Source organism: Affinirhizobium straminoryzae (assembly GCF_007004135.1).
Classification (GTDB): Bacteria; Pseudomonadota; Alphaproteobacteria; order Rhizobiales; family Rhizobiaceae; genus Neorhizobium; species Neorhizobium straminoryzae.
In genome coordinates this window covers 18596-40528 of record NZ_VJMG01000011.1, presented here as the reverse complement: position 1 = coordinate 40528, position 21933 = coordinate 18596, and the positions used below count along the sequence as shown (strand labels likewise).

21 protein-coding genes and 1 pseudogene are annotated in these 21933 nt (G+C 63.4%); 15 read left to right on the top strand and 7 right to left on the bottom strand.

The features are described from left to right. Positions 1-208 precede the first annotated feature (208 nt). The 9 genes from FNA46_RS05430 to FNA46_RS05395 all read left to right on the top strand — a co-directional run bounded on the left by FNA46_RS05430 (position 209) and on the right by FNA46_RS05395 (position 9610). On the top strand, positions 209-1975 hold the full coding sequence (locus FNA46_RS05430; protein WP_246102882.1) for an ABC transporter permease: 1767 nt from the start codon (positions 209-211) through the stop codon (positions 1973-1975). 1 nt (position 1976) lies between these two features. Next, on the top strand, positions 1977-3086 hold the full coding sequence (locus tag FNA46_RS05425; RefSeq protein ID WP_143124091.1) for an ABC transporter ATP-binding protein: 1110 nt from the start codon (positions 1977-1979) through the stop codon (positions 3084-3086). A gap of 84 nt (positions 3087-3170) precedes the next feature. Then, positions 3171-4283 carry an ABC transporter substrate-binding protein gene (locus tag FNA46_RS05420; RefSeq protein ID WP_425468672.1) on the top strand — a complete coding sequence of 371 codons (1113 nt, stop codon included), beginning with the start codon at positions 3171-3173 and terminating at the stop codon, positions 4281-4283. 68 nt (positions 4284-4351) lie between these two features. Beyond that, a complete protein-coding gene (locus FNA46_RS26280; protein ID WP_246102871.1) occupies positions 4352-5197 on the top strand; it encodes an inositol monophosphatase family protein in 846 nt (281 codons plus the stop codon). A 23-nt stretch (positions 5198-5220) separates the two neighbouring features. Then, a complete protein-coding gene (locus tag FNA46_RS26275) occupies positions 5221-5838 on the top strand; it encodes a protein-tyrosine phosphatase family protein (protein ID WP_210245857.1) in 618 nt (205 codons plus the stop codon). A gap of 13 nt (positions 5839-5851) precedes the next feature. Beyond that, positions 5852-6868, top strand: coding sequence for a LacI family DNA-binding transcriptional regulator (locus FNA46_RS05410; RefSeq protein WP_143124090.1), 1017 nt, complete (start codon positions 5852-5854; stop codon positions 6866-6868). Positions 6869-7065: 197 nt separating this feature from the next. Next, on the top strand, positions 7066-8019 hold the full coding sequence (locus FNA46_RS05405) for a sulfonate ABC transporter substrate-binding protein (protein WP_143124089.1): 954 nt from the start codon (positions 7066-7068) through the stop codon (positions 8017-8019). After that, complete coding sequence (ssuC, locus tag FNA46_RS05400; RefSeq protein ID WP_143124088.1) at positions 8019-8858, top strand: aliphatic sulfonate ABC transporter permease SsuC; 840 nt, start codon at positions 8019-8021, stop codon at positions 8856-8858. Before FNA46_RS05405 ends, ssuC begins: the two co-directional genes overlap by 1 nt. Beyond that, positions 8858-9610 (top strand): ABC transporter ATP-binding protein, encoded by a 753-nt coding sequence (locus FNA46_RS05395; RefSeq protein ID WP_143124087.1) that lies wholly within the window; start codon positions 8858-8860, stop codon positions 9608-9610. The genes ssuC and FNA46_RS05395 overlap by 1 nt, the downstream gene beginning before the upstream one ends. A 51-nt stretch (positions 9611-9661) precedes the next feature. On the opposite strand, the gene FNA46_RS05390 is transcribed toward FNA46_RS05395, so the two are convergent. The 5 genes from FNA46_RS05390 to FNA46_RS05370 form a co-directional block, all read right to left on the bottom strand. Continuing rightward, a complete protein-coding gene (locus FNA46_RS05390; protein WP_143124086.1) occupies positions 9662-10699 on the bottom strand; it encodes a sulfate/molybdate ABC transporter ATP-binding protein in 1038 nt (345 codons plus the stop codon). A 15-nt stretch (positions 10700-10714) separates the two neighbouring features. After that, complete coding sequence (gene cysW / locus FNA46_RS05385) at positions 10715-11575, bottom strand: sulfate ABC transporter permease subunit CysW (protein ID WP_143124085.1); 861 nt, start codon at positions 11573-11575, stop codon at positions 10715-10717. Continuing rightward, entirely contained in the window at positions 11568-12419 is an 852-nt protein-coding gene (gene cysT / locus FNA46_RS05380) for a sulfate ABC transporter permease subunit CysT (protein ID WP_244617948.1), read from the bottom strand. Before cysT ends, cysW begins: the two co-directional genes overlap by 8 nt. Positions 12420-12523: 104 nt before the next feature. Beyond that, positions 12524-13546, bottom strand: coding sequence for a sulfate ABC transporter substrate-binding protein (locus FNA46_RS05375; protein ID WP_143124084.1), 1023 nt, complete (start codon positions 13544-13546; stop codon positions 12524-12526). A gap of 299 nt (positions 13547-13845) precedes the next feature. Further along, positions 13846-14493 (bottom strand): RBBP9/YdeN family alpha/beta hydrolase, encoded by a 648-nt coding sequence (locus tag FNA46_RS05370; protein ID WP_143124083.1) that lies wholly within the window; start codon positions 14491-14493, stop codon positions 13846-13848. 398 nt (positions 14494-14891) lie between these two features. Between FNA46_RS05370 and FNA46_RS05365 the strand changes: the two genes are divergently transcribed. From FNA46_RS05365 to ssuD, 4 genes and pseudogenes are all read left to right on the top strand, one after another. Next, entirely contained in the window at positions 14892-15086 is a 195-nt protein-coding gene (locus FNA46_RS05365; RefSeq protein WP_143124082.1) for a hypothetical protein, read from the top strand. A gap of 13 nt (positions 15087-15099) precedes the next feature. Then, a complete protein-coding gene (locus tag FNA46_RS25940; RefSeq protein WP_185969741.1) occupies positions 15100-15240 on the top strand; it encodes a hypothetical protein in 141 nt (46 codons plus the stop codon). 40 nt (positions 15241-15280) lie between these two features. Further along, positions 15281-15964: pseudogene (locus tag FNA46_RS26320) on the top strand (FAD/NAD(P)-binding protein); the annotation flags it as partial. An 828-nt stretch (positions 15965-16792) separates the two neighbouring features. Next, positions 16793-17962: an FMNH2-dependent alkanesulfonate monooxygenase gene (ssuD, locus tag FNA46_RS05355; protein WP_143124200.1), complete on the top strand. Its 1170-nt coding sequence runs from the start codon at positions 16793-16795 to the stop codon at positions 17960-17962. A 51-nt stretch (positions 17963-18013) separates the two neighbouring features. Here the strand turns inward: ssuD and FNA46_RS05350 are convergent, their stop codons facing one another. Next, complete coding sequence (locus FNA46_RS05350) at positions 18014-19492, bottom strand: FAD/NAD(P)-binding protein (RefSeq protein WP_143124081.1); 1479 nt, start codon at positions 19490-19492, stop codon at positions 18014-18016. A 157-nt stretch (positions 19493-19649) separates the two neighbouring features. On the opposite strand from FNA46_RS05350, the gene FNA46_RS05345 reads away from it, so the two are divergent. Continuing rightward, entirely contained in the window at positions 19650-20201 is a 552-nt protein-coding gene (locus FNA46_RS05345) for a flavin reductase family protein (protein WP_143124080.1), read from the top strand. Between the two features lie 39 nt (positions 20202-20240). Next, positions 20241-21416: an acyl-CoA dehydrogenase family protein gene (locus FNA46_RS05340; RefSeq protein ID WP_143124079.1), complete on the top strand. Its 1176-nt coding sequence runs from the start codon at positions 20241-20243 to the stop codon at positions 21414-21416. A 13-nt stretch (positions 21417-21429) separates the two neighbouring features. On the opposite strand, the gene FNA46_RS05335 is transcribed toward FNA46_RS05340, so the two are convergent. Next, positions 21430-21885 (bottom strand): RrF2 family transcriptional regulator, encoded by a 456-nt coding sequence (locus tag FNA46_RS05335; RefSeq protein WP_143124078.1) that lies wholly within the window; start codon positions 21883-21885, stop codon positions 21430-21432. Between the last annotated feature and the right edge of the window lie 48 nt (positions 21886-21933).

The following is a 21933-nucleotide window of genomic DNA, read 5'->3' as shown; positions in this document are numbered from 1 at the left end:
CATCCTTTAAAATCTGGCAACAGAAATTTGCACATAGGTGCAAACTGTCATCCGCCTGTCATTCGAGCGCCCTAAGCAGGGAGCCGCAACGAGGAAGCCCGGGCCTTTGGCAGGCCGGAAGACAGACGGGGATGCGGCCATGGCGATGACGCTTGATCTGCCGACCGAGACGGGTCATAGGCCCACCCTCTCTCGCCGCCTGCAGCGCATGATGGCCGTGATGCGGCATGAGCCAGCGCTTGCCATCGGCGCCATCCTGACCCTCGTCTTTGCCTATCTGATTGTCGCGCCGGTGATCTCGATCCTGCTGCAGGCAATTCTCGTGCAGGCCGGAGATTCGACGCGACTGCGGCAGGAGGAGGGGGCGCTCACACTCTATTATCTGGCCCGTGCCTTTGCCTCGCGCATGTCGGGCATCCTGCTCTGGGGGCCGCTCGTCAACACGCTTTCGATTGCCGCGGCCACGGTCACCGTGTCCGTCAGCCTCGGCGTGGTGCTGGCCTGGCTGGTGAACCGCACGGATCTTTTCGGCAGGAGCTGGTTCGCGACCGCGCTCATCGTGCCGTTCATGCTGCCCACCTGGACCTTTGCGCTCGCCTGGACGACAATCTTCAAGAACGGTGTGGTGGGTGGCCAGCCGGGCTGGTTGCAGGCCATGGGCTTTGCCACGCCGAACTGGCTCGCCTATGGCACACTGCCGATCGTGGTGATCCTGGTCCTGCATTACACGCCGCTCGTGCTGCTGATCGTCGGCAATGCGCTGCACCGGCTCGACGTGCAGATGGAGGAATGCGCCCGCATTCTCGGCGCAAGCCCGCGTGTCATCGCCTTTTCCATCGTGCTGCCGCTGGTGCGGCCGGCCCTTCTGTCGGCGGCCCTGCTGATCTTTGCCGATTGCATCGGCGAATTCGCCGTCCCCTATATTCTCGGCCTGCCGGTCAATTACGATACCCTGTCCACCGGGCTCTACCGCGCGCTCTCCTCGCGCCAGACAGGCGTCGCCGCCGTGCTCGCCGGCGCGATCATGATCATGGGTGTCGTCACGCTGATGATCGATCTGAGGATGATGCGCGAGGCCCGGCGTTTCGTCACCGTCGGCGGCAAGGGCGGTATGCAGCGTCGCCAGTCGCTCGGGCGGCTGCGGCACATCGCGGCGCTGCTGCCGGCAGGCGTCGTGCTGATCGGCGTGGCGCTGCCGCTGCTGACGCTGTTTCTTTCCACCGTGATGATCCTGCCCGGCCGCTTCACGCCGGAAAACTTCACCCTCGATTACTGGATCGGCAGCAATCTGCATACGGTGGCGCTGCGCAGCGGCATCCTGCTGACGCCGGATTTCTGGGCGGCGGCCTGGAACACCGTGCGCATCGTCGGTATCGCCGCCGTCCTTTCCGGCACGCTTGGCCTGCTGGTCGGCTATGCGGTGCTGAGAAGCCCCGTGCGGCTGATCGGCCAGGTGCTGCGGCAGATCACCTTCCTGCCCTATCTGGTGCCGGGCATTGCCTTTGCCGCCGCCTTCCTGTCGCTGTTTGCCGTCAGCCGCGGCCCGATTCCGGCGCTCTACGGCACGCCCGTCATCCTGATCCTCGCGCTGGTCGCCGAACAGATGCCCTTTGCCAGCCGCTCCGGCATTGCCGCGATGACCCAGCTCGGACGCGAGCCGGAAGAGGCGGCGCGCGTGGCCGGCGCCGGCTTCTTCATCCGCATGCGCCGCATCATCATCCCCATCCAGGCAGGCCCGCTCGCAACCGCGATCCTGCTGCCCTTCATCTCCGGCATCAAGGGCGTCAGCCTCTTCGTCATCCTCGCCGTGCCGGCGACCGACGTGCTGACGACCTATTCGCTGCGCCTCCTGGATTACAATTACGATCAGGCCGCCAATGCGGTGGTGCTGATGATCGCCCTGATTGCTTGGCTTGGAACCGTGCTGATCCAGCGGATCTGCGGCACGGGGCTGGCGCGCGGACTGGAGAGCTGACATGCCCGACATCATCCTTCAAGGCCTGACCAAGACCTATACCAAGGGTGCCACCCCCGCCGTCGACCGGGTAAGCCTCACCGTGCCGCATGGCGAATTCCTCTGCCTGCTCGGCCCTTCCGGCTGTGGCAAGACCACGATCCTGCGGATGATCGCCGGCATCGAGCATGCGAGCGGCGGCACCATCCTGATGGATGGTGAGGCGGTGGACAGCGTGGAGCAGTCCCGCTTCGTGCCGCCGGAACGCCGCCGTGTCGGCCTCGTCTTCCAGAACTATGCGCTCTGGCCGCACATGACGGTGGCGCGCAACGTGGATTTCGGCCTGCGCCTGCAGAACGTCTCGCCCGCCGAGCGCGAAGCGCGCTGCCGCGACGTGATGACCAAGCTGAAAATCGCCGACTATGCGAAGCGTTATCCGGCCCAGTTGTCCGGCGGCCAGCAGCAGCGCGTGGCGCTTGCCCGCATGCTGGCGCTGAACCCGGATGTGCTGCTGCTCGACGAGCCGCTCTCCAATCTCGACGCGGCCCTGCGTCTGGAGATGCGGGCGGAACTGCGGCGCATTCACGAGACCTTTGGCACAACGATCATCTTCGTCAGCCACGACCAGTGGGAGGCAATGACGCTCGCCACCACGATTGCCGTAATGGATCGCGGCCAGTTGCAGCAGGTCGGCACGCCCGACGAGATCTATGCACGCCCCGCCAACCGCTTCGTCGCGGAATTCATCGGCAATCCGCGCATCAACATGGTGAATCTCGCAGACACGCCGGCAGGGGCAGGGCAGGGGCTTGCGGCCCATCTCATCCGCCGTCTGCCAGCGGGCGCGGGTGCTGTCGCCTGCGGCATCCGTCCGGAGGAAATCCGGCTGGTGCCAGACGTCTCTCCCGATGCCCTGCCAGTCACGGTCGCCGGCATCATGCCGACCGGCGGCAGCTGGGTGATCGAGCTGGCGCATGGCGAAGACCGGCTGTTTTTCTCCACCCAGAGCCGGCCGCGGCTGAAGCCTGCCGAAACGGTCGGTTGCCTGCTGCCCGACGAGGCGCTGCATCTGTTTAACGCCGAGGGGCGGCGTCTCACCATTCCCGGCTTCGGCCTTTCCGAAGCCGCCTGACACGGGCAGCCGCGGAGTGCTGCGGTCGCCACCACTCTGCCGGATATCTCTCCGGTGCATTTTCACCCTTAACGGAAGACGACCATGACCTTTTCCATGAAGACCAGCCTTCTGGCATGCGCGGCCTGCCTTTCCGCCGTTTCCGGCGCCTTTGCCGCCGAACCCTTCGACCTCGACGCGCTGATCGCGGCCGCCCGCAAGGAGGCGCCCATACACGTCTACGATTCCACCGGCAAGATCGTCGAGCAGGCCAAGGCCTTCTCAGCCAAGTATGGCGTGCAGGCGATTGGCACCAAGGCCAAGGCGCCGGACATTCTCGAAATCGTCAGCCGCGAAGCCCAGGCCAGGAACGTGCAGGCTGATGTCGCAATCATCTCCGACGCGCCGGCCGCGCAGGAGCAGCTGATCGCCAAGGGCTATGCCGTGAGCTGGGTCCCGGGCGATCTCGCTGCCGATATTCCCGCCACCTACCAGAACCCGCTCACCGTGCTGCTGGCCCCGAATGTGTGGACCTACAACACCGCGCTCAACGCCTCCTGCCCGGTCACCAATATCTGGCAGCTGACCGAGCCGAAGTGGAAGGGCAAGGTTTCAATGCAGGATCCGGTCGGCAAGCCCTCCTATACCGACTGGTTCAACCAGATGGCCAAGCATCACGACAAGGAACTGGCCAAGGCCTATGAGGCCGAATTCGGCAAGCCGCTGCCGGCCGGCGAGGAAAGCGCAACCGCCGCCTTCGTCAAGGCGCTGGCCGCCAACGGCCCGCTGCTGACCGATTCCGATGGTGCTGCCGCTGATGCCGTCGGCGCACCCGATGTGAAGAACGCCTTTGTCGGCCTCGTCAGCACCGCGAAATACCGCGAGAACAAGAATGGCATGAAGCTTGGCATCTGCGCCGGCCTGCAGCCCTTTGCCGGCTGGAACTATCCTTCGTTCGGCCTGATCGCCACCGGCTCCAAGAGCCCGAATGCGGCAAAGCTGTTCATCCGCTACATGATGACGGCCGAAGGCATCGCCCCCCAGGCCGACGACGGCAAGATGTCGACGAATGCCAAGGCGACCCTGCCGGCCGACGAACCTTCCGGCATTGCCAAGATCAGCAGCCAGATCATGGGCTATGACGCTTCGACCGCCAGTGACGACTGGCAGCGCCGCCAGGACTGGCAGGATCTGTGGAGCCTGAACTACAAGAAGTAATCCAATTGCGAGCAGGGCCGGCCGGACCGTTCCGGACGGCCCTTCACAAAATCCGGAAAGACAGTCCCTTGACCGATACGAAGACCGACATCCCGGTGCACGCACACAGCACCGAGCACGAGATCGACCGGCGCGAAACCGTGCTGCGTGACATCATCCGCAGGGCTGGTGCGCTCGCGCTCTCCTGTTATCGCGCCCGAAAGCCCGGCGATTTCAGCCTCAAGGGCCGGCAGGATTTTCTCACCGAGGCCGATGGACTGGTGGAGGCGCATATCCGCGCCGAACTGGCCATGGCTTTGCCGGAGGATGGGTTGCTAGGCGAGGAAACCGGCGGCACTGTGGATGCACAGAACCTCTGGGTCGCCGACCCGATCGATGGCACCGCCAATTTCGCCCGCGGCATCGATCATTTCTGTGTTTCGATGGCCTTTGTCCGCCAGGGTGTCACGGAACTTGGGGCCACCTTCAACCCGGTGACGGATGAGCTTTACCTGGCAAGGCACGGCCATGGCGCCACCAAGAATGGCAGGCCGCTCTCCATCGCCGCGACGCCGGAGCTTGCGCAGGCCACCATCGAGCTCGGCTGGTCGCCGCGCATCGGCAATGCTGCCTATCTGAACACCTTTGGTGCCATTCTGGAGACTGGCGCCAACATCCGCCGCGGCGCCTCCGGTGCCCTGGCGCTCGCCTGGGTCGCCGAAGGGCGTACGGATGCCTATATCGAAGCCCATATGAATGCCTGGGATTGTCTGGCAGGCCTGCTGATGGTCCGCGAGGCCGGCGGCCGCATCGGCCTCTTCCCGGCCTCCCATGGGGAGATTGCCGAGGGCGGACCGATCATCGCCAGCGCCCCCGCCGTGGCGGAAGCCCTGTCCGCCGCCGTCGCAATCCCGCTTGCCCCGTCCGCCGCCTGATCCTTCGAGAGGCCGAGAACGCCATGTCCGCACCTGCCACGAAACACTATCCCCGCCCGCCGCTCAGCCTGATTGCCGAAAACCTGCCCGGCTGGGGCGTCAACCTCTATGTCGGCGGCTCCGATGGCGCAGCCGATGCGGCCCTGCTTGCCGAACACGGCATCAAGGTCGTGCTGAACTGCGCCGTCAATCTCGATATCGATCTGGTCGATGTGGCGAAGACCGGCGTCTCCGCCCACCTGTTGCGGCATGGCGCCGCCCATGTGCGCTATTACAAACTTGGGCTGGTCGATGGACCCGGCAATCCCGAAGTGATGATACTGGCCGGCTATCATCTGCTGCGCGCGCTGCTCGATCAGGACCTGCCGGACAAGCCCTCTTATCCCCTGCGGGAGAAGGGGCATGTGCTGGTCAATTGCCGTGGCGGGCGCAGCCGCTCGGTGTCGCTGGTGGCGCTCTTCCTGCATCTGGAATTCCCGGATCGCTATCCGGCGCTTTCCGATGCCATCGCCCATGTGCGGCAGGCCCGGTCGCTGCATCCGGACGAATGGCACGAGACGCCGAAGCCGGAACTCGTACACCTTGCCGAACGCGCCGCCGCCATGGCAAAGCTTCTGAAACAGGCAGGCTACGGCCTCTGACAACGGAATGCGGATGACGGGGAAGACGCCGAAGACGATTGCCAGCGCCGCCGAGGTGGCCCGCCTTGCCGGCGTTTCCCGTTCAGCCGTCTCACGCACCTTCACGCCGGGTGCCAGCGTGTCGGACGAGACGCGGGAGCGTGTCCTCGCGGCCGCCGAACAGCTGAACTATCACGTCAACCATCTGGCACGCGGGCTTTCCACCGAACGCAGCCGGCCGGTCTGCATTCTCGGCGCTGACCTCAACGCACCCTATCAGGCGCGGCTTCTCGATGCTCTGACACAGCGCCTGCAACAGGCCGGGCGCGCCGTAATGCTGATCAACACCGCCGGCGGCGAGGCGACGGCGAGCGCCGCCCTGCGCCAGACGCTGAACTACCGCGCCTCCGCCACGATCGTCCTGTCCGGCACGCCGCCGGCCTCGCTGGTGGAAACCTGCGTGAAGAGCGGCCAGCATGTCATCCTGGTCAACCGCGCCGGCCAGTTTGCCGGCGCCGACCATATTGCGGTGGACCATCCCGCCGCCATGGCCGATGCGCATCACATGCTGGCTCGTGCCGGTTGCCGACGGCTGGCGGTCGTCTCCTCCACCATCGGTTCGCCAAGCTTGACTGCCCGCGAACGCCTGTTCTGTGATGCTGCGGAAGCCGCCGGGCACGACTGCCGCGTGCTGCGCGCCGGCCCGACCAGTTATGCCACCGGTCGAGAAGCCGCGCGCCGATTGCTTGCGGCCCGCGACCGCCCCGACGGCGTGTTCTGCGTCACCGACCTGATTGCCTGCGGCTTCCTGGATGGCGCACGCCAGGAATTCGGGCTTTCCATTCCGCGCGATCTCTGCATTGTCGGCTTCGACGATATCGAGATGGCCGGCTGGTCGAGCTATCAACTGACCACTTTCGCCCAGCCGCTTCACGAGATGGCGGATGCGATCATCACCCTTCTGGAGCAAGCCGCAGAAACCGAACCTGCGGAAGCGCATCACCTCTTTCCGGCACCACCGGTGTGGCGATCAACCGTACGCCCGGGATGATACGGGGGCTGCCACCTCCTCTGTTCTCCGAACGAACGAGGCAAAACTTTGCGTCACGCGCTCTTTCAATGGCTGAGAATTTCCGCAGCCGGCGACAGCATGGCGGTACATTCCTCTAAATCTATGGGCTATTCGGATAGGCTTCTGTCCCAGTGACAAGCGATGGCCAGCCATCCGATCAGGGGAAAATGCAGATCATGACACTGTCTCGCCGCACATTTTCGGGTCTCCTCGCCGGTGCGATGGCCGCACCGTTTGCCGGAGCGACGGCGTCGCGCGCCGCCGACAAGGTTTTGCGCATCGGCTATCAGAAATACGGCACGCTCGTGCTCTTGAAGGGCAAGGGGCTTCTCGAAAAGAAGCTTGAAAAGATCGGCTATCAGGTCAAATGGACCGAGTTTCCGGCTGGTCCGCAGTTGCTCGAAGCCCTGAACGTGGGCGCCGTCGATTTCGGGTCGACTGGCGAGACGCCGCCGATCTTCGCCCAGGCAGCCGGCGCGCCGCTCGTCTATGTGGCGCACGAGCCGCCAGCACCGCGCGGCGAAGCGATCCTTGTGCCGAAGGGGAGTCCCATCACCTCGGTGGCCCAGTTGAAGGGCAAGACGGTGGCGCTTAACAAGGGCTCCAACGTCCATTATCTGCTCGTCAAGGCGCTGGAAGAAGCCGGCCTTGCCTATACCGATATCAAGACCTCCTTTCTGCCCCCCGCCGACGCCCGTGCCGCCTTCGAACGCGGTGCCGTCGATGCCTGGGTGATCTGGGACCCGTTCCAGGCGGCGGCTGAGATTGCCATCGAGGCGCGCGAACTGCGCAATGGCGAGGGGCTGGTGCCGAACCATCAGTTCTATCTCGGTGCGCGCCCCTTCGTGGAGGGCAATGCCCAGGCACTCGATCTGACCCTCCAGGCCATTGCGGAGATCGATGACTGGACGAAGGCGAACACCGCCGCTGCGGCCGCCGAACTTGCCCCCTCCGTCGGCATTCCGGAACCGACCCTGGTGCGCGCGCTGGAGCGGCAGTCCTATGGCGTCAAGGCGCTCGACAAGACGGTCATTGCCCAGCAGCAGGCCATTGCCGACACCTTCTTTGCTCTGGGGCTGATCCCGACCAAGCTCGTCATCGCCGATGTCGTGCGCAAGGGTGCGGCCTGATGGCCTGGAGCGCCGTCGTTTCCGAAGCGCGCGAGGAGGCGGTTCGTCCCTCGCGCATCCGGCCCCTGCTTGCTTCCTTCGCACCCTGGATCGTGCCGCTCGTACTGCTTCTCCTCTGGGAGGCGGCAGCCCGTTTCGGCCTCGTCACCGCGCGCCTGATGCCGGCACCGTCGACGGTGGCGCTCGCCGGTTGGAAAGCGCTGCTGGATGGTACGCTCGTCCACCACACGTTGATCTCCACGCAGCGCGCGCTGGTGGGGCTTGTGATCGGCGGCGGTCTCGGCTTCCTGCTCGGTCTGCTGAACGGGCTTTGGAAACCGGCCGAGACCCTGCTCGACAGCACGCTGCAGATGCTGCGCAACATTCCGCATCTGGCGCTGATCCCGCTCGTCATCCTGTGGTTCGGCATCGATGAGACCGCAAAGATCTTCCTCGTGGCGATCGGCGTTTTCTTTCCGCTCTACATCAACACCTTCCATGGCGTACGCACCGTCGATCCGCAGGTCATCGAGATGGCCCGTGTCTATGGTCTCGATCGCGCCGCCCTGATCCGCCGGATCATCCTGCCTGGGGCCTTGCCCTCCATTCTCGTCGGCCTGCGCTATTCGCTCGGCCTGATGTGGTTGACGCTGATCGTCGCGGAAACCATCTCCGCCAATGCCGGTATCGGCTACATGACGATGAATGCGCGCGAATTCTTCATGACCGATGTCGTTCTGCTCGGCATCATTCTTTACGCGCTGCTCGGCAAGCTCGCCGATCTCGCGACCCGGCTGCTGGAACGTCGCCTTCTGCGCTGGCACCCTGCCTACCAGGCAAACCACGGAGACCGCAACTGATGGCACAGGTCGCACTTTCCTCGCTTGCGGCAGATCCGGCCTCTGCCGGCCTGTCGCTTTCGCTTGCCGGTGTGAAGAAATCGTTCGGCGCGGTTCCGGTATTGCAGGGCTTTCATCTGGAGGTTCCCGCCTCGCAATTCGTCGCCGTGGTCGGTCGGTCCGGCGGTGGCAAGTCCACGCTGATGCGCCTGATCGCCGGGCTGGAGCAGCCAAGCGGCGGGCGGCTGACGATCGGCGGGCAGCCGGTCAACGGTCTCCATCCGGATCTGCGCCTGCTGTTTCAGGAGGCGCGGCTGGTACCCTGGCAGACGGTTCTGGACAATGTCGGGATCGCCCGCGGCCCGGACTGGCGCGCGCGTGCCGAGGCAACGCTTGCCGACGTCGGCCTTGCAGGCCGCGGTCAGGAGTGGCCGAGCGTGCTCTCAGGCGGCCAGAAGCAGCGTGTCGCGCTGGCCCGCGCGCTCGTCGGGCGTCCAGGCGTGCTGCTGCTCGACGAACCCTTCGGCGCGCTCGACGCTCTGACCCGCCTTGAAATGCACCGGCTGCTGGAAGGGCTCTGGCGGGAGCGACGCTTCACCACCATTCTCATCACCCATGACGTCGCCGAAGCCGTAGCACTTGCCGACCGTGTCATCGTGCTGAAGAACGGTGAAACGGCCCTCGATATCACGATCGACATTGAGCGGCCGCGACGGGAGCTTGCCGATCCCCGCGCAGTTGATCTGCAGCGTCAGATTCTCGAGGCGGTCTGAACCGCCGGCTCTGCACCAAAGCTCGCCGCCCCGCACGCGGGGCGGCCTTGATCACCCGTTTGTCGGGAAGACCGCCCAGTGGCGCGGTCGGAAGTTAAGGCCGGACTTCATGGCTGCCGGATGATCGACGGGTACGTCAACCTCAATGCGATGACGACTCCCGCCGAGTTCAACCTCCAGCCGGCGCGCGCCCGCCAGACGTCGGCTGCCGACAACCACGCCTTCAAAGCACCCGCCGCAGCCTTCCAGAAAATCCACATCATGCGGACGGAAGAACAGCGTGGCCGGGCCGTTGCCTTCGGCCTTCAGACCGACGGTGCGATCATCGATCCAAACCTCGCCATTTTCGATCCGCACCGGCACCTCCGACGCTTCGCCGATGAAGCGGTGCACGAAGGGCGAACCGGGACGGTCATAGACATCGTCTGCCGAGCCGACCTGCTCGATACGGCCCTGGCTCATCACCACAACGCGATCAGCGAGTTCCAGTGCCTCTTCCTGGTCATGGGTCACGAAGACCGTGGTGTGGCCCGTGCGGTCGTGAAATTCACGCAGCCACTTGCGCAGTTCCTTGCGCACCTTGGCATCGAGCGCGCCAAAGGGCTCGTCCAGCAACAGCACACGCGGTTCGATCGCCATGGCGCGCGCCAAAGCGACACGCTGCCGCTGACCACCCGAGAGCTGGTTGGGATACCGCTTTTCCAGACCGGAGAGATGCACCATGTCGAGGAGATCGCTGACGCGCTTGCGGATCTCCGATTTGGCCGGGCGAGTGTCGGCCGGGCGCACCTTCAGGCCGAAGGCAATATTCTCGGCGACCGTCATATGGCGGAACAGCGCATAATGTTGGAAGACGAAACCGATATTGCGCTCCTGCACGCTTTTCAGGGACGCATCCTCATCGCCGAAAAAGATCTGCCCCTCCGTCGGCTGCTCGAGGCCAGCAATCAGTCGCAGCAGTGTGGTCTTGCCCGAGCCGGATGGTCCGAGCAATGCAATCAGTTCACTGGAGGCAATATCCAGCGACAGGCCGTTGAGGGCCGGAAAGCGGGCGAATTCCTTGCGGATGTTCTTGATTCTAACGTCCATAGTCCTGAAAGGTCCTCAGTGTTTCCGACCGGCGGCGATCTCGTCGCCATAGCGCAGTTCCAGAAGTGTCTTCAGCGCCAGGGTAACCAGCGCAAGCAGCGCAAGCAGTGTGGCAATGGCAAAGGCCGCGGCAAAATTATACTCATTGTAGAGAATTTCGATGTGCAGCGGCATCGTCTCGGTCAGGCCGCGCACATGGCCGGACACCACCGACACGGCGCCGAATTCGCCCATGGCACGCGCATTGCAGAGCAGCACGCCGTATAGCAGGCCCCATTTCACGTTCGGCAGCGTCACATACCAGAACGTCTGCCATCCGGTCGCGCCGAGCGAAAGGGCTGCCTCCTCGTCACCCGTGCCCTGTTCCTGCATCAACGGGATAAGTTCGCGCGCGATGAAGGGAAATGTGACGAAGACCGTGGCAAGCACGATGCCCGGCAAGGCGAAGATGATCTGGATGCCCTGCGATTTCAGGATCGGCCCCAGATAGCTCTGGGCACCAAACAGCAGGACATAGACCAGACCGGAAATCACCGGTGAGATCGAGAAGGGCAGGTCGATCAGCGTGACGAGAAAGGTCTTGCCCCGGAAATCGAATTTGGCAATCGCCCAGGCGGCAGCAACCCCGAAAACCAGGTTGAGCGGCACGGCAATGGCGGCGACCGTCAGCGTCAGGCGGATGGCAGCAATCGCATCCGGTTCCTGAAAGGCCTCGAAAAAGGCGGCCGCTCCCTTGCGGAAGGCCTCGTAGAACACGGTGATCAGCGGCAGGATCACGACAATCGCCAGAAAGGCGACCGCAACAAGCGTCAGAAGCACGCGCCAGGTCGGGCTTTCGCCAGCAGGATCGCGGTAACGGGAGACGGCCTCAGACATTGGAATACCTCCGGCGGCTCCACATCTGCAGCATGTTGATGATCAGCAGCATGCAGAAGGAGATGATCAGCATGATGCAGGCAATCGAGGTTGCACCTGCATAATTGAATTCTTCCAGCCGGATGACGATCAGCAGCGGGGCGATTTCCGACACGTAGGGCACGTTGCCGGCAATGAAGATGACAGAGCCGTACTCGCCAACCGCGCGGGCAAAGGCGAGCGCGAAACCGGTAAGGATGGCAGGCACCAGCATCGGCAGCACCACCTGTGCCAGCGTCTGGAAGCGATTGGCCCCCAGTGTCGCCGCAGCTTCCTCCACCTCGCGGTCGAGTTCGGCCATGACCGGCTGCACGGTGCGCACGACGAAGGGCAGGCCGACGAAGATCAATGCAATGACGATACCAAGCGGGGTGAAGGCAATCTTGATGCCGAGCGGGGCAAAGATCTGGCCGATCCAGCCCTTAGGCGCATAAAGGGCGGCCAGCGAAATGCCCGCGACGGCGGTTGGCAGGGCAAAGGGAAGATCGATGATGGCATCGACCAGACGGCGGCCGGGAAAATCGTAGCGCACGAGCACCCAGGCGACAACCACGCCGAACACCACGTTGACCGCCGCCGCAATGAGGGCTGCACCAAAACTCACGCGCAACGCCAGAAGCGTGCGCTGGTCGAAGGCCAGCGCCCAGAAGGCACTCCAGCCAATCCCGGTGGAACGCCAGACCAGCGCCGCAAGCGGCACGAGAATGATCAGCGTCAGATAGAGCAATGTATAGCCGAGCGTCAGGCCGAAGCCGGGAAGGATGCTCGGCTGGCGCCAGCGTGTCATCAGGTTACCTGTCGTCATGAAATCGCGTGAGGTCCATCATTGCCAGTCTTCAACGATGCGACAAGCCCCGACGTGATGCCGGGGCTCCTCGCATTTTTGCCTTGGGAGGCGGTGAAGACGCGTTACTTGCCGGGCTTGTAGAGCTGGTCGAAGATGCCGCCATCGTCGAAGTGCTTCGCCTGCACAACCTTCCAGCCGCCGAAGATCGGATCGTCGATGGAGACAACATCCACCTTGGGCAGGGTGAGCTTGTCGGCAGGAACGAGTTCGGGCTTGGCGGGGCGATAGAACCACTTGGCGGCGAGCGTCTGGCCTTCCGCGGAATAGAGATATTGCAGATAGGCTTCGGCAACCTTCCGCGTGCCCTTGGCATCGGCATTGCCGTCCACCAGGGAGACCGGCGGCTCCGCCAGGATCGAAAGCTTCGGAACCACGATGTCGAAATCGCCATCGCCGAATTCCTGCTTGGCAAGGTAGGCCTCGTTTTCCCAGGCCAGCAGCACGTCGCCCAGCTGGCGCTGCGCGAAGGTTACCGTCGAGCCGCGCGCACCGGTGTCGAGAACCGGCGCATGCTTGTAGATATCGGCGATATAGGCCTTAATCTTGGCATCGTCGTTATTGTACTGCTTGGCAGCCCACAGCCAGGCAGCCAGATAGTTCCAGCGGCCGCCGGCAGAGGTCTTCGGGTTCGGCGTGATGATCTGCACGCCGTCCTTCACCAGATCCGGCCAGTCCTTGATGCCCTTCGGGTTACCCTTGCGGACCAGGAAGACCACAGTGGAGGTGTAGGGAGCGGAAGCGTTCGGCAGGCGCTTGCGCCAGTCGGCCGGGATTTTCTTGGTCTTCGAAGCAATCGCGTCAATATCGCTTTCCAGGCCGAGCGTCACGACGTCAGCATCCAAGCCGTCGATGACCGAGCGCGCCTGCGCACCGGAACCGCCGTGCGACTGCTGGATCGTGACCGTCTCGCCGGTCTTGGTCTTCCAGTCCTTGGCGAAGGCTGCGTTGAATTCCTTGTAGAATTCACGTGTGGGGTCGTAGGAGACGTTCAGCAGCTTGGTGTCCGCCAAGACCTGCGGCGCAACCAGGAGTGATGCAAAGAGGCCGGCTGCGGCAAGCCCCAGGAGTCGTTTGGATCTGGACATGATGGCTTCCTCCGTTTCGATGCGTTCAGTCTATTATCGCAGTAGACTAAGTCAACGAACCCCGTTGCAATCAGAAAAGTGTTTCACTTTGGGCATTTACGGGAAGACGGACGATCTGGAAAAGCGGGCAGCGGCAGAACGGGCGCGCTACCTTGCTGCGGGATCGTGGAACATTCGGGAGATGAAAAGGAGAGGGAGAAGGCTGTTTCAACCGCGAAAATCGCTCGCGTGATGGTCGAAGGCATAAAGAAAAGCCTCCGCCGTCCCGTCGGATTCGCGCACAGGCCTGAACGGGCTTGTCAGTGGGCAATGGCCGAAAGGCCGGATGTCACCACCGCATCCAGCAGATCGATCCGCGGGGGCTTTTGTGACGTGGAAGGGGAGGCGTTGCTGCCTTGGGTGTGCTCGGCAAGGCGGTGGGTGAACGCGTTGAACAATTCATAGCCGGCACGCCACCGACCGAAACCGCTGGCGACATTGATGTGACCGACACGGCCAAGGATTTTCACGTCGCTGCCCCAGATGGCGGCCTGAGCCAGCAGCTTCTCCCTGGTCATGTAGGGATCATTTTCACTGCCGATGACGAGGCTGTGAAACGGCAGAGGGATATCCGGCTTCCGATGCAGGCGCACGGTACACGGGTGCAGCGTTTCGACGGCCTCCATATCGCACGGCGCAACGAGAAAGGCCGAGCGGATCCGGCTCGCCACCGGGGAAGCCGCCAGATGTGCAACCAGCAGGCAGCCAAGGCTGTGCGCGACGAGATGAACCGCATCCTGCGTATCCGCCAGTCGCCGCTCCAGAACATCGGCCCAGCGAAGGAGATCGGGGCAGGCCCAGTTTTCCTGCTCGACAACCTCGCAGTCGGGACAATCCGCAGCCCAGATGCGCTGCCAGTGGCTATCACCGGAGCCATACAGCCCGGGAAGAATCAGCGTCGTTGCCATCGCGAAGCCCTCCGAAAGATGTTGGCGGCAAGGTAAATTGTGACGCAGCAGGCAGGAAGGAAAAATACGCTAAATTCTATATAAGAAGTAGTAAATGTGAGCCGCATCGCGCGGGCGGTATGGCGACGGGGGAACAATGTCCTCCATCCGGGTGGCGGCACCCCGTGCAGCTGTTCGAATGGTTCATCGGTGATGCGAGTCTCCGGCGTCCTCGGCCTTCACCGAATGGCGCATTGGAATGCGATAAAGTTAAGTTTTGCGGAAGATAGGGGTTTGCAGAGGGAAAGTTTCCACGCGATGGCGCGCTTATAGAATACTAATTTTATGGACTATATTGACGATCACGATGTGTCCGAACGACACTAAGGAAGGTTAAACAACAGGTTTGGAGAAGGGTCATGCCGCACGCATTTCATGGATTTTCCTTCGACTTGTTCGCATTCCTGCGCCGCCCGCATCCGGTAACGGAGCCCCGTCCGGCAGCACCGCTTGTCGATCCATCGCATCGTGCCGACGAGACTGATGACGAGCGGACCCGTCGGATCAACGAGGACGTGGCCTTCTGGGGTCTCGTCGCCTTCCCGGTTCTCTGAAGGGAGAGCGATCATGGCCTATATTACCGACCGCTTCACGCATCGCACCGTGGACGTCATCTCCCGCCCACCGATCCAGTTCCAAGATCTGCTGGCGGGTGTGGCATGTGCAGCGTCCTTTGCCTTCATTCTCCTGATGGTTCTCGCCGTGTGACGGGAAGCGTCACAATTCGTAATCGTCAGTGGAGAGGTGCATGACGTTCAGTGGCAAGGGGAAGACCGTAGCCGTGATCGGCGGCGGTTTCAGTGGCGCAGCTGTGGCGCTGCACTTGCTGCGGCGTCACGGACAGGTGGGCCGCATCATCCTCTTCGAACCGAGCGCCCGGCTTGGCGCAGGCCTCGCTTATGGCGCGCGCGACCCGGCACACCGGATCAATGTACCGGCATCCCGGATGTCGATCGATCCGGCGGATCCCGACAGCTTTCAGCGCTTTGCCGCCAGCGATGCCTCCGTGCTCGCTGACCCCGATGTCGTGGGTACGGACGGTGAACTCTATCCGAGCCGGGCGGTGTTCGGCGCCTATGTCGCCTCCGAATTGCAACCGCATATAGCAGGAGGCGCTATCGAGCACAGGCGCGCGCTTGTTGTATCCGTTCTCCGCGAGGCTGAGAGCTGGCGCATTACGGACGAGCATGGCGCAAGTTGGACGGCCGATATTCTCGTTCTTGCCACAACCCATCCGATGCCGAAGCTGCCTGCCCCCTTGCGCGCGGTTGCCGACCATCCACATCTCGTCGCGGATGCCTCGAAGGTCGAGGCCATCTCCGGCATTGAACCCGATGATCGCGTGCTGATTGTCGGTAACGGGCTCACATCGGCCGATGTCATAGCATCGCTGAGCCGTTTCGGTCATCGCGGTAGCATCGTTGCGATCTCCCGCAGGGGTCTGCGCTCCCGCGGCCATGCGCCGGTGTCACAGGATCCGCATGGCGATTTCTCGACACAACCGGCGAAAACGGCCTCGGAGCTTCTCCGCCATATCCGTGTGGCTCTACGTACAGCAGACGCCGCAAATCTCAGCTGGCATGCAGTGATCGATGCTGTGCGCGCGCAGGCTCTGACCATCTGGCAAGCTCTGCCCGTTCTCGAGCGTCGCCGCCTGGCCCGCCACGCACGTCCCTACTGGGATGTTCATCGCTTTCGCATCGCCCCCCAGGTCGAGCAGGTGGTGGAGACGGCTCTCGCCACGGACCAGCTTCGGATTCTCGCCGCTGCAGTGACGGACGTGGAGGCGAACGACAGAGGGTTCCGGGTGCATCTTCGTATCCGTGGCAAAGGGCACCTTGAGGTCGATGTCGATCGTATCGTCGTCACGACCGGGCCGGCCCACGATACCATCCTCAATTCCCAGCCTTTCCTCCGAGATCTCGCACAGGCCGGACATCTTCAGCTCTGCCCGACGGGGCTTGGCATCGCCTGCGATCTTGCGTCACGCGCGATCCGTGCCGATGGCACGGCCGATCCGTCCCTGCTCATTGCAGGACCGCTGGCGCGCGGCACCTTCGGCGAACTCATGGGGCTGCCGCAGGTGGCGGAGCATGCCGTCTTCGTGGCCGATCATGTGGCAGAAACTCTTGCAGCAGTCGCCCAACGCCGAAGCGGCAGCGTGAACCCACCGCCGTCGCAACCGGATCAGTTCGTTTCGCTTTCCTCGGACGCGAGCCAGGTGCGCCGCGCCCCTTCTCCCTCAGCAAGGATTTTCAATATGGCAGCCGCCGACAAACCGCTCGATTTCCTGTGGTTCATACCCTCGTCTGGCGATGGAGCCTATCTCGGCTCCGACGAACTCGCCCGTCCCGCCGATCCCGGTTATTTTCGCGAGATTGCCAGGGCCGTCGATCGCCTGGGCTATTCCGGCGTTCTCATCCCGACGGGTGTTGCCTGCGAGGAATCCTTCATTCTGGCCGCCGATCTGGCCGCCCACACAGAACAGCTGAAGTTTCTGGTGGCGATCCGTCCGGGTGTTGCCTCGCCCGCCTACTATGCGCGGCTGACCTCGACCTTGGACCGCGTCAGCAATGGCAGGCTTCTGCTCAACATCGTCGTGGGCGGCAGTGCACAGGAACTGGCCGGCGACGGCATCTTTTTGCCGCATGACGAGCGCTACGCCCATGCGGACGAGTTCTTCCAGGTGTTCAACGGGCTCATTGAGAACGGCAAGGCGCATCTCGATGGAAAATACATCCAGGCCCACAATGCCGAACTGGGACTGCCGCCGGTCCAGTCGCCGCGCCCGCCCATCTACTTCGGCGGCTCCTCCGATGCAGCCATCGATTTCTCGGCAGGCATCATCGACAAGTATCTCACCTGGGGCGAACCGCCGGCACAGGTGGCCGAAAAGGTTGAAAAGGTGAAAAGGGCGGCGGCGGCGAAGGGCCGGCAGGTGAGCTTCGGCATTCGTCTGCATTTCATCGTCCGCGAAACGGATGAAGAGGCCTGGGCAGCAGCGGACCGGCTGATCTCGCGCCTGTCTGACGAGACGATTGCCGCTGCACAGGAGGTCTTTGCGAAGAATTCCGATTCCGTCGGGCAGGCACGCATGGTTGCCCTCCACCAGGGCCGTCGCGACAAGCTGGAGGTTTCGCCCAATCTCTGGGCCGGCATCGGACTGGTGCGCTCCGGAGCAGGGACAGCGCTGGTCGGCTCGCCGAAAACGATTGCCGCGCGGCTGCGCGAATATCAGGAGATCGGTATCGATACGGTGATCGCCTCCGGTTATCCGCATCTCGAAGAGGCCTACCGCGTCTCGGAACTGCTGTTCCCGGAAATCGGGCTCGCCGGTCCGCGCAACCAGATCCGCTCGTCGTTCGGCAAGCGCCAGGTGTTTGGCGGCGGCGGTCACGGCGGCAATGTGCGTGTTGCCTCCGGCTCGTGAGGATCTTATGGGCGGCTTGCGGGATCATTCCCGCAAGCCGCGTTTCTTTCGCTAGGGGCTGGCCACTGCGACGGGAACCGGTGAGGGCAGGCTGCGAATGAACAGGGTGCGGGAGGTGCGGCTGGCCGGCCGCAGGATGTGACGGGCGACCTGCTCCGTCTGCGCGGCGATTTCCGGCACGGCCATCAACTCGCCAAACGTGCCGCGCGCCAGAGGTCCGGCAATGTAGAGATCGGTAACCGGGTGACCGTCGCGCGCAAGCGCCCGGCTGTCACTGTCGCAGGCAAGGCCGAACCCGAAGGCATCCGGCACCACGAACCCGGCGGCCTGCAGATGCTGCAGGTAGGGTTGATGTGCGATCACATGCGCGCAATCCGGACCCGTGGCGACCATCAGATGATCGGCCCGCACGATGCGAGGCGACGACTGGCTCCTTAGCGTCATCACAACACCACGCGCATCCGCCTCCACAGCGAGGATATGCCCTGCCATGGTGGTCAGACGGTGCTCAGCCTGCAGGGTGCTGATCAAATCGGCCATGGCTGGCGTCATGCGATGCCGATGGACATCATACCATCGGGAGAGGTGGCGGCGGACACGTCGCCGTTCGCCGACCGGAAGCGCCGCCCAAAGCCGGGGAGCCTCATGGCGCAGAGCGTCCATCACGCTCTGCCAGGGCAGTCCCTGCCCGGTGACGCGATCGACGGCAGCCCGCACGCGACGCAACAGCTCGAGCGCCGAATGCGGATCGCCGAACAGGGCCTCCCCATGCGGCGTGAAGTTGCCATCCGGTTGGCGACGCGGCAGAAGACCGCGACGCGACACCAGGGTAATGTGACCGCGATGGCCGCGTGCGGCCAGCAGGCTCACCAGATCGAGCGCAGTCAGGCCACTGCCTGCGATGATGACGCTGTCTTCGGGGCTGATGTGATCGACCGCCAGCAGGCCGGGCTGTGGCGTCAGGGGAAACGCGGTGCCTGAGGATTGGACCGCGGGCACGGGTGCTGCCGGCGGATGCGAGGTGGCGATGACGACAACATCCGCAGCATGCTCTTCACCGGTTGCGTCGGTCAGCAGCCAGTGTCCGTTTTCGCGGGTTATCGCCTGGATACGGCGCCTGATGTGACGGACACGGCCATTTTCGAGATGCGGAGCGAGTTCTGCCTCCATGAAGGCACCGAAATCCGCGCGCCGCGCATAGATCACGTCGCCATCGCGCGCCTGCGGGTCGGCATCCAGGCGACCCGTGCGCTTCAGCCAGGCGAGGAAGGCGCCGGGATCGCCAGGTATTGCCCTCATACGATGGGCCGCCACGTGCAGACGCAGATCCGGATCGGTTGTATCGTAGGCAAGACCTGTACCGAGCCGTTCCCGCGGCTCGAACACGATGATTTCGTCGCGATCGTCAGGCGCACGCCGTGACAGAACGCGCGCAAGGCTAGCACCGGTGAAGCCACCACCGACGATGGCGATGCGGCGGCTCCTGGCGGGCAATGCCGCCGCTCTGGAAGGCAGGGTAAGCTTCAGCATCGCAACTTTCACCTCTGGTTTCGCAGGCTTTGTTGAGGCCGCTCCGGTAGGGGAAATTTCTACAAAGTTTATAGATTACGAAAACCGCTGTCTAGAGCCGTCATGTTCGTGAGGCTAAGCTTGCATCTTCAGCGATTGTTATCAGGATCCACCACAGATGACGAAACAGTTTTCTCCCGAAGTCTTCGAAACGCATGCGGCGAAGCCCGTCGCGGCCGTACGTCCGGGCGATGCAGAAAGCCTGAAGGCCGCACTCCGCACGCTTGCCGGCGGCGTGAGCATCATCACCACGGGCAGCGGCCAGGAGAGAACCGGAGCGACCGTCACCTCGGCGACCGCGCTTTCCGTCGATCCGCCACGCATGATGGTTGCTCTCAACCGGAGTTCTTCGACCTGGCCCATCCTGCAGAAAAGTGGCTGGTTTGGCGTCAACATCGTTGGTCCGGGCCATGAAGGCCTGGCCAATCAGTTCGCAGGCGTTGGCGGACTGAAGGGCGCAGATCGCTACAATGGTCACGAATGGACTTCGCTTGCGACGGGTGCTCCCTTGCTGGAAGACGCCATCGCCGGCATCGACTGCCTTGTCGAGGAAGCCATCGAACGCCATAGCCACGTCATCGTCATCGGTGCCGTGCAGGGCATACGGCTGATCGGGGAGCAATCCCTGGTCTATCAGGGTGGCGCCTATCACCGGCTCAGCCCGCGTTGACGGGATCATCGCCGTCGTGGTTTCGCGGTCTGCGCGCCTTTGGGCAAAATTTGCTCCAGCGGCGCAGTTGCGTGCAGGATTTCGCCCTTCCGGGCAAACCGGGGGTATGTCAGCATTTCCCGTCAGCTCTGGAGGTCATCCATGCACAACGTGTACCGCTTGCCTGATCAGCGCGCCTTTCCCATGACCCACCCTTCGACCGAGCTGGAGGTGATTACCACCACCCGGCAGCTGCTGGAGCGAACCAGCGGCCAGAACGGGGATGACCGGATGGTCCATGCTCTCCCGCCTTCGCTGCTTTCCTTCGGCAAGGCCGGTCTTCTCGGGACGTCGGTGCCCGCCGATCTTGGTGGTGCGGACATCGCCAATGCGGTTATCGCCGAAATGATCGCTCTGGCTGCCGCCAGCGACACGTCTCTGGCGCAACGACTGGTCGGTCATTTTCTCGTGGTGGAAGCCATTCGCGCCGCCGATGGCGGTCGGCAGACATCCGAGTGGCTGACGCGCGCGCTTGCCGGCGATATCTTTCTGCTTGCGGCCGATCCCATTGCGGAGGAGACCGTCTCCTGGCCCGCACTTGTCGCCGGCAAGGCAGGTTTCCTGCTTCCGGCGGAGGCGCTGCCGCGACAGGAAGAGGCTGGGCCCGTCTGGTTGGCGGTCCCCTGCATTGATCCGGCGGGACGGCGTCTCCTGGCTCTGCTTGCACCGATAGAGGACGACGCCGCAGGTTCGGGCATCGCGGTTCCGGCAGGCAGCCTGGTCGAGCTTGCAGAGGATGACATCGAGACGACAACGCTGACACGTCTGGCAAGCCTGTTGCAGGCTGCCGTCGATCTGGGCCGGGCGCGGCGGGTGTTCAACGAATTGGCCCTGTCTGCTGAGGAAAAGGCGGGCAATCCGACGGAATACCCTGCGGAGTTCGTGAGGCTGGGTGAGCTTGCTGCGCGCCTGGATGGCGTGTCCGCGCTTATCGAACGGGCGGGGCAGCATGTCGATTCGGTGCAGGTTGACCCAACCCCGCAGCTTGCATTGCAGGCCTCTCTGTCGTGCCGCTCGGCCTGCGTGATGGCGGCGGAGATCCTGAAGGACCTTGACGCGGCCCGGTTGCCATCGCAATCGGACACCTGGGCTGTGCGAAATGAGCTGGCCAAACGCAGGCTCGGACAACTCCATGTCCGCGGCGCGATTCCGGCACGCTGGCCATTCGCCTATTGAAGGTTCATAACCCTCAGACTTGGGTCAGGCTGCTCACCGCCGAGGCGGAGGGGGAACTCTTGTTCACCAGTTCCTCAAGCGACATGTTGTCCAGGATCGAGGCAATGGCATCACGAACATCGGTCATGGTCGCGCGGATCTGACAGTCCTGCGGATGATCGCAATCCTCGCAGGGCTCGAAGGCGGTCTTGCTCGCACAGCGGATGGGGGCAAGCGGACCATCGAGAATGCGGATGGCCTGACCGATGAAGATTTCGTTGGCCGGCTTGGACAGCGCGTAGCCTCCGCCCGGTCCCTTCTTGGAGCGCAGCAGACCGCCATTGCGCAGTTCAAGGAGGATCGTATCAAGGAACTTCTTGGAAATATTGTTCTTCGCGGCAATATCCGCCACGAATGCCGTCTCGCCACTCTCGAGGCGCGCCAGATGAATGAGCGCCTTGAGGCCGTACTTCCCTTTTTTCGTCAACATGTCCGATTGCTTGTTCTGCCGGCGCCACCACCCCCGGCATATAGGACG

Coding starts and splice junctions, on each gene's coding strand:
- cysT (WP_244617948.1), bottom strand. CDS start 12,419: ATGACGACAGGTAACCTGATGACACGCTGGCGCCAGCCGAGCATCCTT.
- FNA46_RS05425 (WP_143124091.1), top strand. CDS start 1,977: ATGCCCGACATCATCCTTCAAGGCCTGACCAAGACCTATACCAAGGGT.
- FNA46_RS05365 (WP_143124082.1), top strand. CDS start 14,892: ATGCCGCACGCATTTCATGGATTTTCCTTCGACTTGTTCGCATTCCTG.
- ssuD (WP_143124200.1), top strand. CDS start 16,793: ATGGCAGCCGCCGACAAACCGCTCGATTTCCTGTGGTTCATACCCTCG.
- FNA46_RS25940 (WP_185969741.1), top strand. CDS start 15,100: ATGGCCTATATTACCGACCGCTTCACGCATCGCACCGTGGACGTCATC.
- FNA46_RS05420 (WP_425468672.1), top strand. CDS start 3,171: ATGACCTTTTCCATGAAGACCAGCCTTCTGGCATGCGCGGCCTGCCTT.
- FNA46_RS05350 (WP_143124081.1), bottom strand. CDS start 19,492: ATGCTGAAGCTTACCCTGCCTTCCAGAGCGGCGGCATTGCCCGCCAGG.
- FNA46_RS05375 (WP_143124084.1), bottom strand. CDS start 13,546: ATGTCCAGATCCAAACGACTCCTGGGGCTTGCCGCAGCCGGCCTCTTT.
- FNA46_RS05370 (WP_143124083.1), bottom strand. CDS start 14,493: ATGGCAACGACGCTGATTCTTCCCGGGCTGTATGGCTCCGGTGATAGC.
- ssuC (WP_143124088.1), top strand. CDS start 8,019: ATGGCCTGGAGCGCCGTCGTTTCCGAAGCGCGCGAGGAGGCGGTTCGT.
- FNA46_RS05345 (WP_143124080.1), top strand. CDS start 19,650: ATGACGAAACAGTTTTCTCCCGAAGTCTTCGAAACGCATGCGGCGAAG.
- FNA46_RS26275 (WP_210245857.1), top strand. CDS start 5,221: ATGTCCGCACCTGCCACGAAACACTATCCCCGCCCGCCGCTCAGCCTG.
- FNA46_RS05395 (WP_143124087.1), top strand. CDS start 8,858: ATGGCACAGGTCGCACTTTCCTCGCTTGCGGCAGATCCGGCCTCTGCC.
- FNA46_RS05410 (WP_143124090.1), top strand. CDS start 5,852: ATGACGGGGAAGACGCCGAAGACGATTGCCAGCGCCGCCGAGGTGGCC.
- FNA46_RS05430 (WP_246102882.1), top strand. CDS start 209: ATGATGGCCGTGATGCGGCATGAGCCAGCGCTTGCCATCGGCGCCATC.
- cysW (WP_143124085.1), bottom strand. CDS start 11,575: ATGTCTGAGGCCGTCTCCCGTTACCGCGATCCTGCTGGCGAAAGCCCG.
- FNA46_RS05335 (WP_143124078.1), bottom strand. CDS start 21,885: ATGTTGACGAAAAAAGGGAAGTACGGCCTCAAGGCGCTCATTCATCTG.
- FNA46_RS05405 (WP_143124089.1), top strand. CDS start 7,066: ATGACACTGTCTCGCCGCACATTTTCGGGTCTCCTCGCCGGTGCGATG.
- FNA46_RS05390 (WP_143124086.1), bottom strand. CDS start 10,699: ATGGACGTTAGAATCAAGAACATCCGCAAGGAATTCGCCCGCTTTCCG.